This window comes from Rheinheimera sp., assembly GCF_037442345.1.
Lineage (GTDB): Bacteria > Pseudomonadota > Gammaproteobacteria > Enterobacterales > Alteromonadaceae > Pararheinheimera.
Genome location: NZ_JBBIQL010000014.1, coordinates 33,114 through 54,150, shown reverse-complemented (window position 1 = coordinate 54,150; position 21,037 = coordinate 33,114). Strand labels below are relative to the sequence as shown.

The window sequence follows — 21,037 nt, the reverse complement described above, 5'->3', positions numbered from 1 at the left end:
ATTAAGGTGAGGGTATGCGAAGCCGGGCTTCGGGGTTCACCTTAATTGAACTGATTATTGTCACTGTAGTGCTGGCCATTTTGGCTGTTACGGCTTTACCGCGTTTTGGCGGTAAGGCCGATGTCGAAGAGCGCGCTGCACAAGACCAACTGATGGCTGCATTGCGTCTGATCCAAAACAGAGCCATGCAGCAAACCAGTGCTTCTTTTTGCCAGCAGGTACTGGTGACGGCCAAACAACTGGGGTCAGCTGCCACGAACCCCTGTACTGCAACTTCTGCGTTTTCAAGCCAACAGGTCAATGCGGCTGATCAGTTTGTGCTGGTAAGCAGCGGTGCCGTCTCCTTGCAGCTATACAATGCGGTCAGTGCCGGCACTGTGCAAAGCCTGCCTTATCGTTTTCGGTTTAATGCACTGGGCCGGCCAGTCACTGATGCTTCACCCGGAGTGCAGTTGTCCAATGGCTTAAGGCTGGTCTTGTCGGGCGCTTTAAATCTGGCAGTTTGTATTCAGGCGGAAGGCTATATTCATCCATGCTGACATACCAGCGCCGCCACTCCGGCTTCACTCTGATTGAAATTATTCTCGGCATTATTGTGCTGGCGACAGCACTGGTGGTGATCACCGGTGTACTCGCACCTTTGTATAAGCAATCGGCTGAGCCCTGGCAGCAGGTGCGGGCTGCTGAGCTGGGACAAAGCTTGCTGAATGAAATTATGGCCCGTTCCTTTGATGAAAACTCCGACCGTGCCGGTGGTCAGTTTCGCTGTGGTGAAAACAGCACCAGCTGCACCAGTTGTACTGCCTTAGGGCCGGAATCCGAGCTCAGGGCTGCTTTTGACGACGTAGACGATTTTCATGGCTTGACCCTTAGTGGCAGCGATATTGTTGGCAGTAGTGCTGCTTTGGCGTTAACCAGCCTGTATTTGGGTTACAACGCGTCGATAGCAGTGAATTGCGCCGAATTGAATGGCAGCAGCTCTACTGCAGCCACAGCTCCGCTAAAACGTATAGTGGTGACTGTTACCACCCCTAATGGTGTGCCTATCCAGTTTTCCGCCTACAGAGGGAATTGGTGATGGGAAAACAAAGCGCTGGTTTTACCCTGCTTGAGCTGATTTTTGTGGTGGTGCTGCTGGGTATCGTATCGGCAGCAACCTTCAGTTATCTGGGCACCGGGGCGAGAATGTATGCCGATGCGGCCGACAGAGAAGAGCTGTTGAGCAAAAGCCGCTTTGCTGTCGAGCGTTTAACCCGCGAACTGCGAAATGTGGTACCAAACAGTGTGAGGGTGTCAGATAACGGTTACTGCATCGAGTTTGCGCCTTTGGTGAAAGCCGGGCGTTACAGCAGCAGTCTGAACTCGGGGACCACCAGCCTGTTCAGCCCTGCCGGTTGGGGGGCTTTGTTTCCGAGCCCCCCACCTACCTTGTTTATGACGGTGTATCCATTGGACGCACAGGCCGACATTTACAACAGAGGCAAAGTGGTTTCTACCGGAGCTGGTCTTTCATTTGCCAGTTACACCCCGCCCAATCCGTCGGTCACAGTGAATTTCACGGCACCTGTGACAGCTTTGTCTTCTGCCAGTCAGCGCATGTACTTTTTTACCGCGCCCGTGGTCTATTGTGTACGGGGCACTGAATTGCACCGGTATCAGCGCACTGCTTTGGTCAGCTCTGCGGCCACGGCAGCCGCTTTAGGGGCAGGGATGCCGATGGCTGCCAACCTGAGCACAGCCAGTAATGGCTTTTACAACAGGAATTCGGTAGCACCTTTTAGCTATAACAACAGCGTAGTGCTGACCCGAAATGCCGTAGTTCAGATGCGGCTGGCTTTTGTTTCGGCACAAAATGACGAGTTGGTGTTTAATCAGGAGATCCATATTCCTAATGTCCCCTGAGCAAATCTCTGGTGTAAGCAAACAACAGGGCAGCAGCCTGATTGTGGCTATTTTCGTGATCGTGATTATGGGGTTGCTGGTGGCCGCACTCTCCCGTTTTCTGCAAAGCAGTGCTGCCGCTATCAGCTATGAAGTGCTGGGTACCCGCGCTTTTTTTGCGGCTCAAACGGGGCTGGAGCAAGGGCTGGTCCAGTTATTCCCGGTGAACAGTACCTCAAGCTATTGCGGTATGACAGGCTCTCAGCTGTCGGCCACTGCACCAGTGCAAAGCAGTCCGGCCAGCATGCAATTGCCTGGCTGCAGCTACAGCCTGAGCTGTATTTCAGGCCGGGAAAACGCGACAGCCACTGCTGTGGTGTATTACCAGTTAACCAGTGTGGGGACCTGTTCGGCGGGAACTGTGGTCAGCGAACGTACCCTCAGCATCGAAGTCTGGCAGTAGTGAGGCAGGAATTATGAAACATCAGGGTTGGCTGATTATTTTCTTGTTGCTGGTGTTGATGCTGACGACGCAAAGTCAGGCCGCTACCCTGAATTTCAATAACAATGGCAGCCTGTCAGCGCTGAACAGCAGCGGCAGTTGCAGCGGTAGCTGGTCACACAGCAACGGGGTTTTTAGCTGCAATGGCCAGGTAAGTTTTGCCAGTGGTGATTTGTTGCGAACTTCAGGTTCCAGTGTCACTATCAGTGCCAATGCCGGTATCAGCCTGAACAACAACTCAGTGGGCACTTCGGGCAACCGTATTAATCTGCAGGCCAGTTATGGTGCCATTCAGGTCAATGGTAGTTCCGCTGTGTTCGGCAATATTCAGAACAGCAGTGGTGGTATTACCGTGCTGGGAACCAGTTCGGCTGCCAGAGCCGCAGTAACGGGAACTATCAGCACCAATGCTGCTCTCAGCCTGACTAACCTGAACCTGACCGGGTCAGCTCAGGGGGATTATGGCGCAGTGACACTGACCAGTGTCAGCGTCAGCGGCAACCTGGCATCGTCCGGCACAGTGTCGTTAAGTGCCAGCGGTGTGACTGGGTCCATCACGACTTCCGGTTCCGGCTCCATCACCAATGGCAGCAGTGTCAATGCGGTCAGTTTTGGCGCCTCTCTCACCAGCAATGGTACAACCTTTAATGGCACTGTAACTGTAACCAACGGGGGCTTAAATACCGCCAACAGCACCTACAAAGGCAACGTCAGCATCAATAATGCTATTACTGCAAATAACGATGTGTTTATGGCTAACCTGACCAGCACCAATGGGTCGCTGGATCTGACTGGTGGTTCGGTCACAGGGCTGATTTATAGCCCTTGCTGTACTTTAACCACGAATAATACCAATCTGGCTGGTGGCGCTACGGTGAAGTCGGGTATCAGCATTACAGGTGGCACTATTTCCGGCGATTACACCATGACGTCTGCCAACCCCGCTGTGGTGAATAATGTCACCATGACCAGTGGTTCCATTACCAGTGCCAGTACTGTCACTATTAACAACAGTACCCTGGGTTCAGACACCTCGCCTGTACTGGTTACTTCCGTCTCTGGCCGGATTGAAGTGAATGACTCGACTGTTTTCGGTGATTTGATTACCCCGGATTACGACAAAGTGTATGTCAATGGCAGCAGTCAGGTAACAGGCTCCTGTATTCCTCTGGATGAGCCGCGGTATGCCTGCGGCGGTGTGGCGACTGTCACCCGCAATGCGTACTGGCGTTTCGATGAAACTTTGTGGAATGGTACTGCAGCCGAGGTCAAAGACTCATCAACCGATGGCCGGCATGGGCGAGCCATCAATGGTGCCGAGGTGGCTGTGCTGACGCCTTCACCTGCATCCTGCAGTTACGGGGATTTTCAGCGCGGCTCGTCTTCCTCGAACAATCCGCATGTTTTTATTGATCGCAACGCCTATTTCCACGATGCGGATAACTTTGGTTTTACGCTTTGGCTCCGAATGACTGCCTCGGCGCAGCCGTCCTCCGGCCGCCAGGTGATTATGGCCTATGGTGATGAAGAGGGGGTGGAGGAAGAAGACGAAGGCCGCTTTGAACTGGTCCGGACTTCGTCCGGCAGCTTAAGGTTTGCAGTCAGAATGCAAAATGAAAACCTGCGATATGTGGAAACCAGCGGCACCACTATCTTTAACGGTCAATGGCAACACATTGCGTTCAGCTACAGCAAAACCAACAGACGAATGCGGCTGTATGTCAACAATGTGCTGGTGACTGATACGCCCAACTCCAGCATTGGCAGTAGCAGCAGCCAGAACACACCGAACGATGGCAATACCGGATTGTCTATTGGTGCGTTGCCGGGCGGGGACTATGGGATCCGGGGTCAGATTGACGAGGTCAGATTTTTTAATTACGAACCTACCTCTGCTGACGTGAAAACCATGTATGAGCAGGCGGCCAGTTGTACCAATGAATGTTTTACCGAAACCTTTGTCAACGATACCAATTGGTACCTGACTCAACGTAACAGCACGCCGCCTTCGCTAAAGACCAGCCCAAGCCGGTTAAGGCTGACAGAAAACCTGACAAGGCAGGCAACGTCCATTACGTTTAAGCGCAGCTTCCCGGCCCTGAATAATAAGCTGGAGATCCAGTTTGATCATTATGCCTATGGTGGTAATGGGGCTGATGGGATAGGGCTGGTGTTATCCGACGCTACCGTAACACCGGTACCCGGCAGTTATGGCGGCAGTTTGGGGTATGCACAGCGCACCAATGTCAATCCCAGCCAGAGTGGCTTTGCCGGTGGTTGGTTGGGTATAGGTTTTGATGAATTTGGTAATTTCTCCCAGCAGTCTGAGGGACGCTCCGGTGGCAATTCGTATGCAACTGCAAACGCAATTGGGGTGCGGGCAGCGGCCAGTACCAATTACGGCTGGATTGGGGGGACAGGAAGCCTGAGCCCTGGCTTGTGGGTCAGCGGCAGCTCTTTGGGGCGTGGCGACAGGTACCGCATTACCCTGGATTCACGGGGCACGAACCCGCAGACGGTGTCGTTTAAACTGGAGCGCCGCCAGGCCGGCAGCAGCAGCTTTTCCACTTTGTTAACCTCGTCCAATTTGTTGAGCCTGGGTCAACCGGCACCGCCTCAGGATTTACTCCTGTCTTACACCGGGTCGACTGGCGATAACACCAATATCCATGAAATTACCAACGTGCAGGTGTGTACGGTAAAAGCCTCAGCTCCGGTGCAAATTGGCGGCCCCAGCGTGCATCATATTGAACTGAGTTATCCGCCTCAGGGCCTGACCTGTGAATCTTCAGCGGTCACAGTGAAAGCCTGTGCGGACGCGACCTGCTCCACGTTATTCAGTGGCGCCATGACAGTGACCTTAGCCGCGACCAATGGAGCGTCTTGGGTGGGGGGCAATCAGGTGACATTAAGTAACGGGCAGGCGACAAAGTACCTGAGTAAAACCAGCAGCGGTGATTCTGTCGTCAGTGTGACGTCGGCCAGCGTGGCATTGACCAACGCTGCAGCCGTCTGTAAAGAGGGCAGTGCGACAGATGCAGCATGCAGCATGAGCTTTCAGAATACTGGCCTGCGTTTCAGTACTATCCCAAATCAGGTTGCAGGGCTTACCAGCCCCAGCAAAGTGAAGCTGCAGGTTGTTCGTACCGATACCAATACCGGTGCTTGTGTGGCCAGAGTGACGCCGTCCAGCGCCGTGAAGTTTGCCTATCAATGTGTCAACCCAACCAGCTGTATTACCGGTCAGAGCTTTACACTGGACGGCAGTGCCGTCGCTGCCAATCCGTCCTCGGCCGTGACCCAATACAGCAGTCAGACCCGCATTTTTAACAGCAGTGCAGAAACTGAGTTTGAAATTAAGTACAGCGATGTCGGGCAACTGAAATTGTATGCCCAGCTGGACCTGGCGGCGTCCGGTAATGAGCCTGCCCTCAGTCTGAGTCAGGAGTCCAATGCCTTTGTGGTGAAACCTGACCGCATTGCAGTCACCGCAGTACAGCGTCCGGATGGCAGCAGTAACCCTGGAACCACTGAAACCGGAACTGGTTTTGTTCCGGCCGGGCAAATTTTCAGGGTGCAGCTTGATGTGCAGAACAGGGAAGGCAACCGTACACCGAATTTTGGCAAGGAGATAACACCGGAGCGGCTGGGGCTGCAAAATACACTGGCTTACCCCACCATCTCAGGTACCAATTGCCAAACAGGAACCAGCCCTTGCACACCAAACCCGGATGTTCAGCTGAGTGCCGCAGGTTTTACCGCGGTCAGCGGTGTAGCAGGACGTTTTGAGAATACGGAAGTCAGTTGGCTGCAGGCTGGGTCTATCAACTTGAGTGGCAAAATCAGTGACAATGATTATTTGGGAGCCGGCGACACGGCTTCAGCCAGCCCTGCTGTATTGGTTGGCCGCTTTTATCCGGACCGTTTTGTGTTGCAGTCCTCGGTCAGTGCAAACAGCTGCAGCGCAGGTAGTTTCAGTTATATGTCACAACCTGCAATAAGCGCCAGTGCAGAACTGCGTGCAGTGGCGACCAATGGCAGCACAGTGCTGACTAATTACAACAACCTTGCCAATAAGTCCTATGCAGGTACTGCTGTTATACAACTCAGAGCGGCCAATGGCGGCACAAGCACAGACTTGTCCGGCCGCCTGGCGGGCTATTCTGCCGCAAGCTGGCGGGATGGTGTCTGGTCCTGGTCACAAACGAACCTGAGTTTTACCAAACAAAGCAGCCTGGTGCCGGATGGCCCGTTGACCTTGTTGCAGCTTGGCTTGTCAGTACAGACTGAGGTGGATAACAGGGGCTTGGCATCTACTATGGCAATAGGTGCAGCTGCAGCAGGCAGCCCGCTCAACCTGAGATTTGGCCGGTTGGTGTTAAGGGGCGGTAATGTTGCTGATGCGGCAACATCAGGGTCCACTGCGGTACCGGTCTGGCTTGGCAGTGAGTATTGGAATGGCTCGGCTTTTGTCAGCAATACAGACGATCACTGCACAGCAATCAATGCAACAGCGCTGAGTTTTGACAGTTCAGGCGCCACGCTCACGGCGTCCGGTACAGCACATAACCTGAACGCAGGGCAGAGCATTGATTACTCCAATCAGAACCCGATAACCAACCCAAACTGGACGCAAGGTTTCCGTGTCAATGTGCCGGCCAACAACACAGGTGTCTGGCCGGTATTTTACACAGCACCAATTTGGCTGAAATACAACTGGCAGACGGAGTCTGGCACCGCGGTTGAAGACGATCCGTCCAGCGAAATCAGCGTTGGCCGCTACCGTGGCAATAAACGGCAAATCTACTGGCAGGAACAGCTGAACTAATGTGGGGTCAGAGTCGTACTCTGACCCCAATTCTTTTTTGGTGCCGACAAAACTTTAAACAACTTTCAGGGTCCATCCTTCGAAACAATTGGCTTTTCAGTGGCTTTGGTTTAATTTGGACAAAAGCAAAGATAAAGCTATGTTCCCGGCCAATTGTTACTTAAAATAAGCAGCATTTTTTGACCGCCTTTGCGTCACCACACCTAGTTAAAAGGATTAGTCTGTTCCATGTTAAACAAATTACGTGGCCTGTTTTCGAACGATCTGTCTATCGATCTGGGGACAGCCAACACCCTGATTTACGTTAAAGACCAAGGTATTGTATTAAATGAACCTTCTGTGGTGGCGATTCGTCAGGAGCGCACAGGGGGGCCGAAAAGCGTGGCTGCTGTAGGTCATGCCGCCAAACGTATGTTGGGTCGTACTCCAGGCAATATCAAAGCCATCCGTCCGATGAAAGACGGCGTGATCGCCGACTTTTACGTGACTGAAAAAATGCTGCAGCATTTTATCAAACAAGCCCACAGCAACAGCTTCTTACGCCCAAGCCCACGGGTACTGGTCTGTGTGCCTTGTGGTTCTACCCAGGTGGAACGCCGCGCTATCCGTGAGTCTGCTCAGGGCGCCGGAGCCCGTGAAGTCTACCTGATTGATGAACCTATGGCCGCCGCCATTGGTGCAGGTTTACCGGTATCGGAAGCCACAGGTTCGATGGTGGTGGATATTGGTGGTGGTACTACTGAGGTTGCCATTATTTCGTTAAACGGTGTGGTGTATTCCTCTTCTGTGCGTATCGGCGGTGACAAGTTTGACGACGCCATCATCAACTACATTCGCCGTAACTACGGCATCCTGATTGGTGAAGCCACCGCAGAACGTATTAAAACCGAAATCGGTTCAGCCTACCCAAGCGATGAAATTCTGGAAATTGAAGTACGTGGCCGTAACCTGGCTGAAGGGGTGCCTCGCAGCTTCACTATGACCAGCAACGAAATTCTGGAAGCGCTGCAGGAGCCACTGGCTGGTATTGTGTCTGCAGTCATGGTGGCGCTGGAGCAATCGCCTCCGGAGCTGGCGTCAGATATTTCTGAGCGTGGTATGGTGCTGACCGGTGGTGGTGCCTTATTGCGTGATTTAGACCGTCTGCTGATGGAAGAAACCGGTATTCCTGTGGTGGTTGCTGACGACCCGCTGACCTGCGTGGCGCGGGGTGGTGGTAAAGCCCTGGAAATGATCGATATGCATGGCGGTGATGTGTTTAGTTACGACTAAACAGCCCGGCGGCTTCTGAATGAAACCTATCTTTGAGCGTGGCCCCTCACTGCCGCTGCGATTGTTTTTTGCAGTGTTGTGCAGTGTCGGGCTGATGGCGCTGGATAAATTTACTGACAGTTCCACACAGCTGCGCAGTTATTTAACGGCGCTGGTCAGCCCGTTGTATTACGTGGCCAACCTGCCGCAGGCGCTGTTGTCAGATGCCTCAGCCCAGTTCAGCTCACACCAGCGCTTACTGGAAGAAAACCAGAAACTGCGCGAAACCCTGTTGCGGCAAAACACCCAGGTGCAACGTTTTCAGTTTCTGCAGCAAGAAAACGACAAACTGCGCTCCTTGCTTGGTTCTGTGCCTGTGACCGAAAGCAAGCGTCTGGTGGCCGAAGTGCTGGCGGTGTACAGCCATCCGTTCAGCAACCAGATCGTCATTAACAAAGGCAGTAACGACGGTGTAGTGGCCCAACAACCTTTGTTGGATGATTTAGGCGTACTGGGGCAAATTGTCAGTGTGGGGCCCACCAGCAGCCGTGCTTTACTGATTTCCGATACCACCCATGCTATTTCGATGCGCATTGAACGCAATGGTGACCATGTGGTGGCTGAAGGCATGGGCCAGTCAGAACAGCTGCGGCTGATCCATTTGCCACACAGTGCCGATATTCAGCAAGGCGACAAACTGATCACCTCTGGCCTGGATGGTATTTTCCCTGAAGGTTACCCTGTGGCCGAAGTGGTGCGCATTAACAAAGACGCCCAACAGCCGTTTTTACAGGTGTATGCCCGGCCTTATGCCCAGTTGGATCGTATCCGTTATGTGTTATTGGTCTGGCCTAAAGCCAAACCTGAAATTGACCAGCAGATAGCACCACCAGAAGTTGAGGCTGGTGCAGCGGCCGGAGGCCATTGATGGATAAGTCCAACCGTTTGTATCTGGTCTATGCCTCGCTGGTGTTTGCCCTGGTGTTGGCCGTGGTGCCTCTGCATTCTATCGTCAAACTATTCCGACCCGATTGGCCTTTACTGGTGTTGCTGTACTGGTCGCTGGCGCTGCCCTTACGGGTCACTATAGGCACGGCTTTTGTCACTGGCTTTGTGCTGGACGTGCTTGCGGGTACCGTGCTGGGGGTGAATGCACTGGCCTATTCGGTGATTATTTATTTCTGCTCGTCGCACCATCTGAAAATCCGTAACTTTTCGGTACTGCAACAAAGTCTGGTGGTTGCACTGTTTCTGGCCTTTAACCATCTGCTGGTATTCTGGCTCAGCCACTTCCTGACCGATGTCACCTTTAACCCAGCGTATTTGTGGCCCGTGCTGACCGGTGCTCTGGTCTGGCCCTGGCTGTTCTGGTTGCTGCGCCGTATCCGCCGGCAATTTAAAATCCACTGAGGTATTCCATGATTGCTCTGGCATCTGCCTCGCCGCGCCGGCGTGAATTATTAACCCAGTTGGGCCTGAATTTTGTGGTGGTCAAAGGCGATATTGACGAAAGTCAGCAACCAGATGAAAGCCCACAAGCTTACGTGACGCGGCTGGCCAAAGCTAAGGCGCAGGCCGGTTATGCCAACCAAAGCGTGCCTTTGCCAACCCTGGGTGCCGACACCATAGTGGAAGTGGACGGGCAGGTGCTGGGAAAACCCGTTGATTTTGCCGATTTTCAGCGCATGATGCAGTTGTTGTCCGGCCGTCAGCATCAGGTGCGTACCGCGGTCGCTTTGTGCACGGGCGCCGTCACTGCCGAAGTGCTGGTGACCACAGAGGTCTGGTTTAAAGCCTTGTCGGAGGAAGACATACGGCAGTACTGGCAAAGTGGTGAGCCGGCCGACAAAGCCGGTGGTTATGGCATTCAGGGCAAGGCAGGCCGTTTTGTCACCCGGCTTTGCGGCAGCTATTTTGCCGTGGTTGGGTTACCCTTGTTTGAAACTGAAACTTTGCTGGCGCAACAGGGAGTGACTGCATGAGCGCAGAATTACTGATTAACGTCACACCCAGTGAAACCCGGGTGGCGCTGATAGAAAACGGTGTGCTGCAGGAAGTGCATATTGAGCGTCAGGCCAAACATGGGTTGGTTGGCAATATTTATATGGGCAAAGTCAGCCGGGTGTTGCCAGGCATGCAGGCTGCTTTTGTCGATATTGGCCTGGACAAAGCGGCTTTTTTGCATGCATCCGACATTATCTCCAGTGAACTGCACATTGCTGAACCTGAGTCCGTCAAACCCAATGCCGTCAAAGATATCCGCCTGCTGGTGCATGAAGGCCAATACCTGCTGGTGCAGGTCGTGAAAGACCCGCTGGGCACCAAGGGCGCCCGCCTGACCACTGACATTACCTTGCCCAGCCGTCATCTGGTCTTTATGCCGGGTTCCGGCCATGTCGGCGTGTCGCAACGCATTGACAGCGAAACCGAACGGCAGCGCTTAAAAGACATTGTCAGCACCTGCCTGGATGATTCCGGTGGTTATATAGTACGGACCGCGGCGGAAGGGGCCGGTGAAGACGAACTGGTGCAAGACGCGCAGTTTCTGAAAAAACTCTGGGCCAAGGTGCAAAAGCGCAAAAAAAACGCCCGCAAAGAAACCATGTTGTACGAAGAGTTGACGCTGGCCTACCGTATTTTGCGTGATTTTGTCGGGTCGGACCTGGAGCGGGTACGGGTGGACAGCAAACTGACCTACCAGCAATTGCTGAGCTTTACCGAAGAGTTTGTGCCGCAAATGACGGACAAACTGGAGTATTACCCGGGCGAGCGGCCAGTGTTTGACCTGTTTGACGTCGAAAACGAAATTCAGCGTGCGCTGGAACGCAAAGTGATGCTGAAAAGTGGCGGTTACCTGATGATCGATCAGACCGAAGCCATGACCACCATAGACGTCAACACCGGCGCTTTTGTTGGCCACCGTAATCTCGAAGAAACTATTTTTAACACCAATATTGAGGCCACCCAGGCGATAGCACGGCAATTGAGGCTGCGGAACCTGGGCGGTATTATCATTATTGATTTCATCGACATGCAAAGCGAAGAGCACCAGAAACGGGTGCTGCACAGCCTGGAAGTGGCGCTGGGGCGCGATAAAACCAAAACCAATATTCATGGTTTTTCAGCCCTGGGTCTGGTGGAAATGACCCGTAAACGGACCCGCGAAAGCCTGGAGCATGTGCTCTGTGGGGAGTGTCCGGTTTGCAAAGGCCGTGGCAGCCTGAAAACGGTGGAAACCGTCTGTTTTGAAATTTTACGGGAAATTGTGCGGGTCAACCGGGCGTACGTGGCCGACAAGTTTATGGTCTATGTGTCGCCTTCAGTGCGCGATATGCTGACCAATGATGAATTTCACAGTCTGGCTGAACTCGAAGTCTTTATTGGCAAACAGATCAGTCTGGTGACTGAACCGGCGTACAGTCAGGAACAATTTGACGTCGTCATGATGTAACAGCGAACAAAGAGAGCCGCAGTGCGAAGTATCCGACAGGCCTTTTGGTATTGCCTGCACAAAGTCTGGATTGTTTTTGCTATCGGTGTGGTGCTGATGGCCGCACTGGTGTCTGCGCTGCGTTTGGGTCTGCCTTATGCGCCCGGCTATAAAACCGATATCGAACACTGGATACAAGCCGAATACGGCACTGAAGTGCGGATTGGTGCTTTGTCTGCAGGCTGGCAGGGCACAGGTCCGGCCTTGGTACTGCAACAGCTGCAGGTACTGGACAGTCAGCAGCAACCCCAGCTGACGGTGGATGAAATTGGTGTGCGGCTGGATTTCTGGCGCAGCCTGTCGAATATGAAACTGACCGCTGCTCATTTTGAGTTGTCCGGTCTGACCTACCATGTTGAAGCCCGCCGCTGGCTCGGGTCCGGTGTCAGCACTCCTGCTGACAACCAACAATTGTTTCAGGCGCTGCAGGATCTGTTTTTTAAACAACTGCGGCAGTTCTCCGTGATCCACAGCAAACTGGTGTTCAGCACAGAGCAGGACGAGGATATTGAGCTGGCTATCAAAGCGCTGAACTGGCAAAACGACTCCGACCGCCATCAGGGCTGGGGCGAAGTCTCTGTGGCCGGTGTGACCGCCAATACGCTGTCTTTTATTGTCGACCTGAATGGCGAAGCCCATGAAGCCAATGGCCAGCTGTATCTGGCCAGCCAGCAGCTCGACTTGCTGCCCTGGTTCCAGCAACTGATGCCACAAACCCGCAAGCTGAACAGCGCCAAGTTAAATTTTGCCGCCTGGGGCGACATTAAAATGGGCAAGCTGCAACAGATAGATGTGGCCTTGTCAGACAACAATGTCGGTTGGCTGAAAGAAGGCGTCTGGAACAAAGTGGCGCTGTCGGATGGTTACCTGCGCTGGAAACCGACCAAAGCCGGCTGGACTTTAACCTCCAGCCCCATGCAACTGAGTAATACCTCAGAGCAATGGCCAGACCTGCAGTTTCAGCTGAGCCGGACTCAGGACAATTACCATGCCTCCTTGCAAAACCTGCAGCTGGCGGTGGCGGAACCTTTACTTCAACTCTTTGCCGACGACTCAGAGCAGCTCAAACAACTACTTGAGTATCAGCTGGATGCCAAAGTCAACCGACTGGATTTACTGCTGGAAGGCGAACACTGGTATTTGTCCACCCACTTTGATGGCCTGACATCGGCCGCTGTGGCGGATGTACCAGGGGTGCGGGCGTTGGCCGGGCAATTGGTCGCGTCGGCTTATTTTGGCGCTTTGGAGTTGAAAGGCAAAGACGCGGAGTTGAGCTGGGGCAATGCCTTCAGTCAAAACTGGCCTTATCAGGGGCTGGAATTGTCGATGGCCTGGCGCAAAAGAGCAGGCCACTGGCAGCTGTTGTTGCCCTCACTGAGTTTATGGCGCGACAGCTTTGGTCTGGAAGCCGAAATGGTGCTGAACCTGGACGAACAGCCGGATATGGATTTAGTGGCCGAGCTGAAGAATGTGCCGGTGCTGGAGGCCGGGCACTTTTTCCCGCTGCGGCATATGCCGCAATCCGTCATTAGCTATTTAAAGCCCGCCTTGCTGTCCGGCGATGTCAGCTCAGGCAAAGTGCTCTGGTCCGGTGAGTTTGCCCAGTACCCCTATGCTGAGCGCAACGGTACTTTCCAGGCGCTGGCCTCTGTGGTGGGCGCTGAGTTTCAGTTTGATCCGGATTGGCCCAGCCTGACGGAGCTGTCGGCAGAACTCTTGTTTGAAAATGCCAGCATGACCATTCAGAGTGAAACCGGCTATCTGGTCGACGCACCAGTGCAGCAAGGCGTCACAGCGCGTATTCCAGACTTATTCAACGCCACAGATTTACTGATCGATATTAAACAGCAATTGCTGGCCGAACAGGTGACGACCCTGATGCAGGCGTCGCCTCTGCACGACTCGGTCGGCGAAACCCTGGCTTATCTGGGCGTGACCGGGCCCGTGAACGGCGATGTCACTTTGTCGATAGGGCTGGACCACCCCGGGGTACAGGTGAAAGGGGATATCGACTTTCAGCACAATGGCCTGAATTTATCCGGCCCAGCGCTGGTGGGGGAAAACCTGACCGGTCGTCTGAGTTTCGACAATGCCCGCATTGAAGCCAATGAGCTGAACATGTTTATTTCCGCCATTCCGGTGCAGTTCAGTCTGAGGGGCGAGCAGCAGGAACAGGGCTATCAGGTGTCGCTGCTCAGTCAGGGACTGCAAAACAGCCAGGAACTGCTGCTGGCACTGGCGCCTGAGTTTGATTCTTATGCGGTGGGGCCGCTGAGCTGGCAGTTCAAACTGGATTTGCAACTGGCCGGAGAAGGTTATCAGTATCAGTCTGATTTAGCGCTGGATTTTGTCGACACTGAACTGAAACTGCCCAGCCCGTTGGCGAAAACGCCTGGGCAGCCGGGGTCCATGTTCCTCTCCACATCCGGCAATCAGGACAGCAGTGTCATGACACTGAATTACCAGGACCTGCTGTTTTTTGATGCCAATTACCAGCATCAGCAAAATCAGGTCAGCCAGGCCCAGTTGAGTTTGGGGCAGCGAATAGAGCCAGGCTCAGCACCGGCCGGTTTCAGCATCAATGCCTCGCTGGCGCACACCGAATTTGTGCCCTGGCTGACGTTGATCCAGCAACAGATCAAAGCGGCCGCCACCGACGAGCCGTCGCCTATGCCAGCGCTGAGTCAGGTGACCGCCAAAGTGGCCACTTTGACTCTGACGGATGATATTCAACTGACCAATCTGCAACTGGAGATGACACCGGCGGATCAACACTGGCAGATGAAACTGCAGTCGGACCAGACCAAAGGCGTTGCTATGCTGGCCAAAGACCTGCAGCAGGGCGGCATTGCGGTAGAGCTGGAGTTTTTAAAGCTCTTCCCGTACGACGCGGCAGCCGCAGAAGCCAAAGCACTGGCTGAAGCAGAAGAGCTGCTGAAACTGAGTAAAGAACAGCAAATTGCCAAAGCGCTGGCCGAAGTGGTGCCGCCGGAGCCGATGCCCTGGCTGGCCGACTTGCCGCCGCTTAGCCTCCATTGTGCTTCCTGCGTGTTTGGCCCTTATGATTTAGGCCAACTGAAGTTGAAGACCCGTTCAGACGGCCAGAGCCTGAGCATCGACCAGTTTGAATCCCGCTATAAAAAGCATCAGCTGAACCTGACCGGCCGCTGGGTGAAAGACGAAGCGGCGGGACGCACCACTGTGGACGCGGAAATTAAAAGCCCGAATTTTGGCGAGCTGATGCAGGACTACGACCTGACGTCAGCCATAGCTGGCAGTGACGGTGAAATTCAGTTTAAACAAATGAGCTGGGCTGGCGGACCGACCCAATTTAACTACGCCACGCTGGGCGGTGATTTGCACTGGCGTTTAGGGGAAGGCTCTTTGTCGGAAGTCAGTGACAAAGGCGCCCGTTTATTGTCGGTGTTCAGCCTGGGTTCCCTGGTGCGTAAGCTGAAACTGGATTTCCGCGATATTTTCTCCAAAGGCTTTTTCTTTACCGAAATGACCGGCGACCTGAAGCTGGACAAAGGCGTAGCCCACACCAATAACAGCAAAGTGGAAGGCGCTGCCGGTAATATTGAAATTCAGGGCTACGCTGATTTAGTCACCCGCCAGCTGGATTACCAGATGGCCTTTTTACCCAAAGTAACGTCCAGCCTGCCGGTGTTGGTGGCGCTGCTGCAGTTTAACCCGGCTACAGGCCTGGCGGCGCTGGCGCTGGATGAGCTGGTGGAGTCGGCGGAAGTGGTGTCCAAAGTGAATTTTGCCGTCACCGGTAATTTTGCAGCCCCATTGGTGACTGAAGTGGCGCGTCACACCACAGAAATTGAAATTCCGCGTTCTGAGCTGTTAAAAGCGGAGCAGGAAAAACGCCGGCAGTTACAGGAGCAACAGCAGCAGAACCAGCCGCCTAAAGCCGACAGCACGAAAAAGGACAAAGCCAATGGCTGAGTGGCGTTTATCGGCGGTACAGCTGACCAGCGGCCCGGACTGGCAGCAGAACCTGGCCAAAGTGCGGGCCTTAATGGCGCAGTTGCCGCGGGCAGCACAGCATTTGGTGGCGCTGCCTGAAGGTGTGGCGCTGTTTGCCGGGCCAGATGGCCTGAACCTGCAGCTGGCCGAGCCGCTCGGCCTCGGGCCTATGCAGCAGGGCTATGCAGAGCTTGCGCGTGAATTTGGCTGTTATTTGCTGGTGGGCACCTTACCGACCCAAAGCGACGATCCACTGAAATTTGCCGCCAGCAGCCTGCTGTACAACCCGGCGGGTGAACTGGTGGCTGACTACCAGAAAATTCATTTGTTCGACGCGTTGGTCAACGACAGCAGCAAGCAGTATCAGGAATCCGCCAGCACGGCGGCTGGCCACAAGGTGACACTGGCCCGTTGCGGCGAGCTTAAGCTTGGCCTGATGATTTGTTACGATATGCGTTTTCCGGGCCTGGCCCAGCAACTGGCGCAGCAGGGCATGAATGTGCTGGCGGTGCCTTCTGCTTTTACCTTAGTGACAGGGCAGGCACACTGGGACCCTTTATTAAGGGCCAGAGCCATCGAGACCCAGAGTTTTGTGCTGGCGCCGGCGCAGGTGGGGACCCATGTCAATGGCCGCCAGACCTATGGCCACAGCCTGATTATCGACCCCTGGGGCACAGTTTTGGCGCAAGGCGATGGCGACAGCGAAATGGTGCTGTCTGTGCTGGTCGACCTGGAGCAATGCCGCCAACTGGCCGACAACATGCCGGTGCGGCAACACAACAGATTCAAAAGTGAGCTGATGAAATGAGCAATGTGGAATTTAACCTGTTAGAGGCCAGCGAGCTGAAAGCAGACGACTTACAGCAAACCTTGGGTTTTTTATTTGCCCATCAGCTGGATTACGCCGACTTGTATTTTCAGTCCAGCGTGCATGAATCCTGGGCGCTGGAAGACGGCCTGGTGAAAGAAGGCTCATTTAATATTGAACGTGGTGTGGGCGTGCGCGCTATCAGCGGTGAAAAAACCGGTTTTGCTTATGCCGACGCTATTTCACTGCAGGCATTAAACCAGGCGGCCAGTGCCGCCCGCGGTATTGCGGCGGCAGGCCAACAAGGCCAGGTAAAAGCCTTTAGCCGGGGCAACACGCCACAAATTTATTTACCGGTGGAGCCGTTACAAAGCCTGGATAACACCGCCAAGGTGGATTTGCTCAAACAAGTGGATGCCTTTATCCGCACTTTGGACAACCGCGCTGAGCAAGTCAGTGTCAGCTTAAGTGGTGTGTACGAAGAAATGCTGGTCGCCGCGTCAGACGGCACCTTCGCCACTGATATCCGGCCTTTGGTGCGGCTGAACTGCTCAGTGCTGTTGCAGCACAATGGCCGCCGCGAACGTGGCAATGCCGGTGGTGGTGCCCGGTTGGATTACCAGTATTTTTATGAAGAGGTAGACGGCGAACCGCGCTGGATGGGGTATGCCCGCGAAGCCGTGCGGATGGCGCAAGTGAATTTAACCGCGGTGGACGCACCGGCCGGCACTATGCCGGTGGTACTGGGCAGTGGTTGGCCCGGCGTGTTATTGCACGAAGCGGTAGGCCACGGCCTGGAAGGCGACTTTAACCGCAAAGGCTCGTCGACTTTTGCCGGCCGTATTGGCGAACAGGTGGCGTCCAGGCATTGCACTATTGTTGACGACGGTACCCTGGCGCACCGCCGTGGCTCACTGAATATTGACGATGAAGGCACGGCCAGCCAGTACAACGTTTTGATCGAAAACGGCATTTTAAAAGGCTACATTCAGGACAAACACAACGCGATGCTGATGGGCGTAGCACCCACAGGCAATGGCCGTCGTGAAACTTTTGCCCATTTGCCAATGCCACGTATGACCAACACTTATATGCTGGCGGGTGATTACGCGCCGGAAGAAATTATTGCGTCGGTGGAAAAAGGCATTTATGCGCCGAATTTTGGTGGTGGCCAGGTGGATATCACTTCCGGCAAGTTTGTGTTTTCGGCCAGCGAAGCTTACCTGATAGAAAACGGCAAAATTACCCAGCCAATTAAAGGCGCGACCCTGATAGGCAATGGCCCGCAGGCGATGCAGCAAGTGTCGATGGTGGGCAATGATTTGCGGCTGGACAGCGGCGTAGGCGTCTGTGGCAAACAAGGCCAGAGCGTACCAGTGGGGGTGGGCCAGCCGACCTTAAAACTGGACGCCATGACGGTGGGCGGCACCGCCTGACGAAAAAAAGCTGGGCCAAAGCGCCGTTTTACGGCAAGATCCTGGGGTCAGAGTACTACTCTGACCCCAAACTTTTTATGGAATGAGAACAGAGCCTGTATGTTACAGACCCTATTAAACCGTCGTCGTCTCGCCCGGTTAGCCAAAACCAATCTGGTGGCTGAAAGCGTTTCGGTGCTGAACTCGGCAGTGGACTACAAACAAAAAGTGCTGGAGCTGATTGGCAGCGCCCAGCAGCGTATTGTGATCACCGCTTTGTATTTGCAGGCCGATGAAGCAGGCGAAGAAGTGCTGCGCGCTTTATTCGAAGCCAAACAGCGCAACCCGCAGCTGGATGTGACTGTTTATGTGGATTACCACAGAGCCCGCCGTGGTTTGATAGGGCAGGAAGGCGCCCGCACCAATAACGATTTTTACCGCGATATAGCCAAAGACTACCCGCTGCCTATTCAAATCATTGGTGTGCCGGTAAAAAAGCGTGAGCTCTTTGGTGTGTTGCATTTAAAGGGGTTTGTGTTTGACCAGACGCTGCTGTACAGCGGCGCGTCGCTGAACAATGTGTACCTGGCGCAACAAGGCCGTTACCGCGCCGACCGTTATTTAGTGCTGAGCAATAAAGCCTTAACTGACGCTGTGGTGCACACCCATCAGCAGTTGTTTGGTGACGCCGAACAAACCCCCTTGTTGTTAAGCGATGAAAGCCTGTTAAAAGATGCGGCGAAAAAACAAAGCCGCAACTGGCTGAAACATGCCAAAACCATGCACTACGGCTTGCAGGACAATGCAGACGAACCGCTGCGCGCGGCCTTGTTAATGGGGCTGGGCCGGCGTGACAACGAACTGAACACCAGCATTCTGGCCATGCTGGCGCTGGCGCAGCGCGACGTGTTTATTTACACGCCTTACTTTAACCCGCCACTGGCTTTGTCCCGTGCGCTGCGTAAGTGCCTGAAGCGTGGGGTGCAGGTGACTATTGTGGTGGGCGACAAAACCGCCAACGATTTTTACATTCCGCCTGGCCAGCGTTTCAGCCGCATTGGTGCTTTGCCTTATCTGTACGAAACCATTTTGCGTAAGTTTCTGCGTGCCAATCAGAAGTTTATCGATGCCGGTTTGCTGACGGTGAAACTGTGGAAACACGAAGACAACAGTTACCATCTGAAGGGCCTGAGTGTGGACGGCGACAAACACCTGTTTACCGGCCACAACCTGAACCCACGCGCCTTCGCGCTGGATTTCGAAAACGGCATTTATGTGGAAGACGAGCTGCAGCAGTTAAAGCCGGTGCTGGAGCAGGAAAAAGCGGTGATTACCGCCCATGCCAAAGCGATCAGCCACTACCGTGAAATCGAAACCTTAAGTGATTACCCGGAAGCGGTACAAAAGCTGCTGGCCCGCATCGGCCGCATCGGTGGCACCCTGGTGGTGAAGCGGTTGATTTAGCGGTCTGCCGCGGTCGGCGGTAGGGGCGCAGTTGACTGCGCCCTTTACTCCCTTTAATGCAGTGCTTTAAACCCTGCACTGGTCGTTGTATTCCCCCATCAGGCGACTGATTTAACCGCCTGCTGACATCTGCGGTAGGGGCGTAGTTTACTGCGCCCTGTAATGCAGTGCTTTAAACCCTGCACTGGTCGTTGTATTCCCCCATCAGGCGACTGATTTAACCGCCTGCTGACATCTGCGGTAGGGGCGTAGTTTACTGCGCCCTTTAATCCAGTGCTTTAGACTGTGCTCTTACGGAAAAGCTTTCGCCTTTGGCGAGGCACTTTCTTTTGCGTCGCCAAAAGAAAGTACCCAAAGAAAAAGCGAGCCCGGTTCAGCTCGAAAGCCCGCTGAAAAATCAATGATTTGAGGCGCTGGAGGTGATTGCCGGTCTTTCAAGACGCAAAGAGTTTTGCGTCTTGCCGCAAGAACACCTTTTACTCTGTAAAAGGCAGGCTCGGCAACGCCTCGCTCAAACACCCTCCAGCTTAAAACCTCAAATCATCGTTTTTCATCGGCTCGCTTCTACGGGCGATTGGTTTTCTTAGCGGATCTTGATTTGGAGAAGAGCTAGTTTGTGCCAAAAGCAAACAGATGCAGATAGGCAATGGTTTCGATAAGGCCCAAAAGCCACTGGTGAAAAAACCAGCCAACCACCATGAGTTAAATTCCGGACAACTCGCGTACAGCGAGTACGTATTTTGCCCGGCTGGCTTTTAGCTGATTCGAAAAAACCGGTTGAAAAATAGGGACTTCGGAATTAACTTGGATTGAGTAAAAATCAGCAAAGAAGGCAAAAAAATTTCCTACTTGCGGGCGTTTTGCCTTTGAATAAGCGTTATGTAACTACGGAGAAGTTATGAATCGCATTCTGGATGGAATCAAATTCTTGATCGCAACAGGCTTTTTAGCGGCTGTGTTTGTTGCTATTTTTCAACATTATTCTACTGAATCTGCTAAACAGGCAGAATTTGAAAGAATTAAGAAAGAAGAGTCCTATAAAAAGCTTCTATATAGCTTAAGAGGGTTTTATCCAGAAATTGTTGGTTGTATGAAACCAAATGATATTAATAAACTTCGGTTAGATTTTTCTATTCAGATGGACTATTGCATGCTTTATTGTTCAGATGAGGTAGTACAAGCTACAAACGAATTAATGATTGCGGTATCAAACAAACAAGATTCAGATACTCAAACGGCAGCTAGGAATAAATTAATGATCGCAATTAGAGATGAGTTTTTACCTAATTCTCAAATTTCAGAAAAAGACTACATAGCCCTTAACCCAATAAATGAGAGTATGGCTTGCGATTTTACGTTACATAACAATCAAATTCATCCGACGCCAAAAAGCGGCGAGGCTGATTAGGGCGTTATGTGTCAT

The 21,037-nt window shown here is 53.4% G+C and carries 15 protein-coding genes; all 15 read left to right on the top strand.

Features of this window, described 5'->3' with window-relative positions:
• The first annotated feature begins 14 nt into the window (after window positions 1–14).
• The 15 genes from WKJ04_RS10135 (at window position 15) to WKJ04_RS10065 (ending at window position 21,022) form a co-directional block, all read left to right on the top strand.
• Entirely contained in the window at window positions 15–539 is a 525-nt protein-coding gene (locus tag WKJ04_RS10135; RefSeq protein ID WP_337880319.1) for a type II secretion system protein, read from the top strand.
• Window positions 533–1,078 (top strand): type II secretion system protein, encoded by a 546-nt coding sequence (locus WKJ04_RS10130; RefSeq protein ID WP_337880318.1) that lies wholly within the window; start codon window positions 533–535, stop codon window positions 1,076–1,078. The genes WKJ04_RS10135 and WKJ04_RS10130 overlap by 7 nt, the downstream gene beginning before the upstream one ends.
• Window positions 1,078–1,902, top strand: coding sequence for a type II secretion system protein (locus WKJ04_RS10125; protein ID WP_337880317.1), 825 nt, complete (start codon window positions 1,078–1,080; stop codon window positions 1,900–1,902). Before WKJ04_RS10130 ends, WKJ04_RS10125 begins: the two co-directional genes overlap by 1 nt.
• The gene (locus WKJ04_RS10120; protein WP_337880316.1) at window positions 1,892–2,344 is read left to right on the top strand and encodes a hypothetical protein; all 453 of its coding nucleotides are present in this window, start codon (window positions 1,892–1,894) and stop codon (window positions 2,342–2,344) included. Before WKJ04_RS10125 ends, WKJ04_RS10120 begins: the two co-directional genes overlap by 11 nt.
• 13 nt (window positions 2,345–2,357) lie before the next feature.
• Window positions 2,358–7,211: a DUF6701 domain-containing protein gene (locus WKJ04_RS10115; RefSeq protein ID WP_337880315.1), complete on the top strand. Its 4,854-nt coding sequence runs from the start codon at window positions 2,358–2,360 to the stop codon at window positions 7,209–7,211.
• Window positions 7,212–7,439: 228 nt separating this feature from the next.
• Window positions 7,440–8,483 carry a rod shape-determining protein gene (locus WKJ04_RS10110; RefSeq protein WP_046521342.1) on the top strand — a complete coding sequence of 348 codons (1,044 nt, stop codon included), beginning with the start codon at window positions 7,440–7,442 and terminating at the stop codon, window positions 8,481–8,483.
• Between the two features lie 19 nt (window positions 8,484–8,502).
• Entirely contained in the window at window positions 8,503–9,390 is an 888-nt protein-coding gene (mreC, locus tag WKJ04_RS10105) for a rod shape-determining protein MreC (RefSeq protein WP_337880314.1), read from the top strand.
• The gene (mreD, locus tag WKJ04_RS10100) at window positions 9,390–9,872 is read left to right on the top strand and encodes a rod shape-determining protein MreD (RefSeq protein WP_337841472.1); all 483 of its coding nucleotides are present in this window, start codon (window positions 9,390–9,392) and stop codon (window positions 9,870–9,872) included. The genes mreC and mreD overlap by 1 nt, the downstream gene beginning before the upstream one ends.
• Window positions 9,873–9,880: 8 nt before the next feature.
• Complete coding sequence (locus WKJ04_RS10095) at window positions 9,881–10,444, top strand: Maf family protein (protein WP_337880313.1); 564 nt, start codon at window positions 9,881–9,883, stop codon at window positions 10,442–10,444.
• Window positions 10,441–11,913: a ribonuclease G gene (gene rng, locus WKJ04_RS10090; RefSeq protein WP_337841470.1), complete on the top strand. Its 1,473-nt coding sequence runs from the start codon at window positions 10,441–10,443 to the stop codon at window positions 11,911–11,913. Before WKJ04_RS10095 ends, rng begins: the two co-directional genes overlap by 4 nt.
• A 21-nt stretch (window positions 11,914–11,934) precedes the next feature.
• On the top strand, window positions 11,935–15,906 hold the full coding sequence (locus WKJ04_RS10085) for a YhdP family protein (RefSeq protein WP_337880312.1): 3,972 nt from the start codon (window positions 11,935–11,937) through the stop codon (window positions 15,904–15,906).
• Complete coding sequence (locus WKJ04_RS10080; RefSeq protein WP_337880311.1) at window positions 15,899–16,735, top strand: carbon-nitrogen hydrolase family protein; 837 nt, start codon at window positions 15,899–15,901, stop codon at window positions 16,733–16,735. The genes WKJ04_RS10085 and WKJ04_RS10080 overlap by 8 nt, the downstream gene beginning before the upstream one ends.
• Complete coding sequence (gene tldD, locus WKJ04_RS10075) at window positions 16,732–18,171, top strand: metalloprotease TldD (RefSeq protein ID WP_337880310.1); 1,440 nt, start codon at window positions 16,732–16,734, stop codon at window positions 18,169–18,171. The genes WKJ04_RS10080 and tldD overlap by 4 nt, the downstream gene beginning before the upstream one ends.
• Before the next feature lie 99 nt (window positions 18,172–18,270).
• Entirely contained in the window at window positions 18,271–19,614 is a 1,344-nt protein-coding gene (gene pssA / locus WKJ04_RS10070; RefSeq protein ID WP_337880309.1) for a CDP-diacylglycerol--serine O-phosphatidyltransferase, read from the top strand.
• 898 nt (window positions 19,615–20,512) lie between these two features.
• Window positions 20,513–21,022 carry a hypothetical protein gene (locus tag WKJ04_RS10065; protein ID WP_337880308.1) on the top strand — a complete coding sequence of 170 codons (510 nt, stop codon included), beginning with the start codon at window positions 20,513–20,515 and terminating at the stop codon, window positions 21,020–21,022.
• Window positions 21,023–21,037 lie beyond the last annotated feature (15 nt).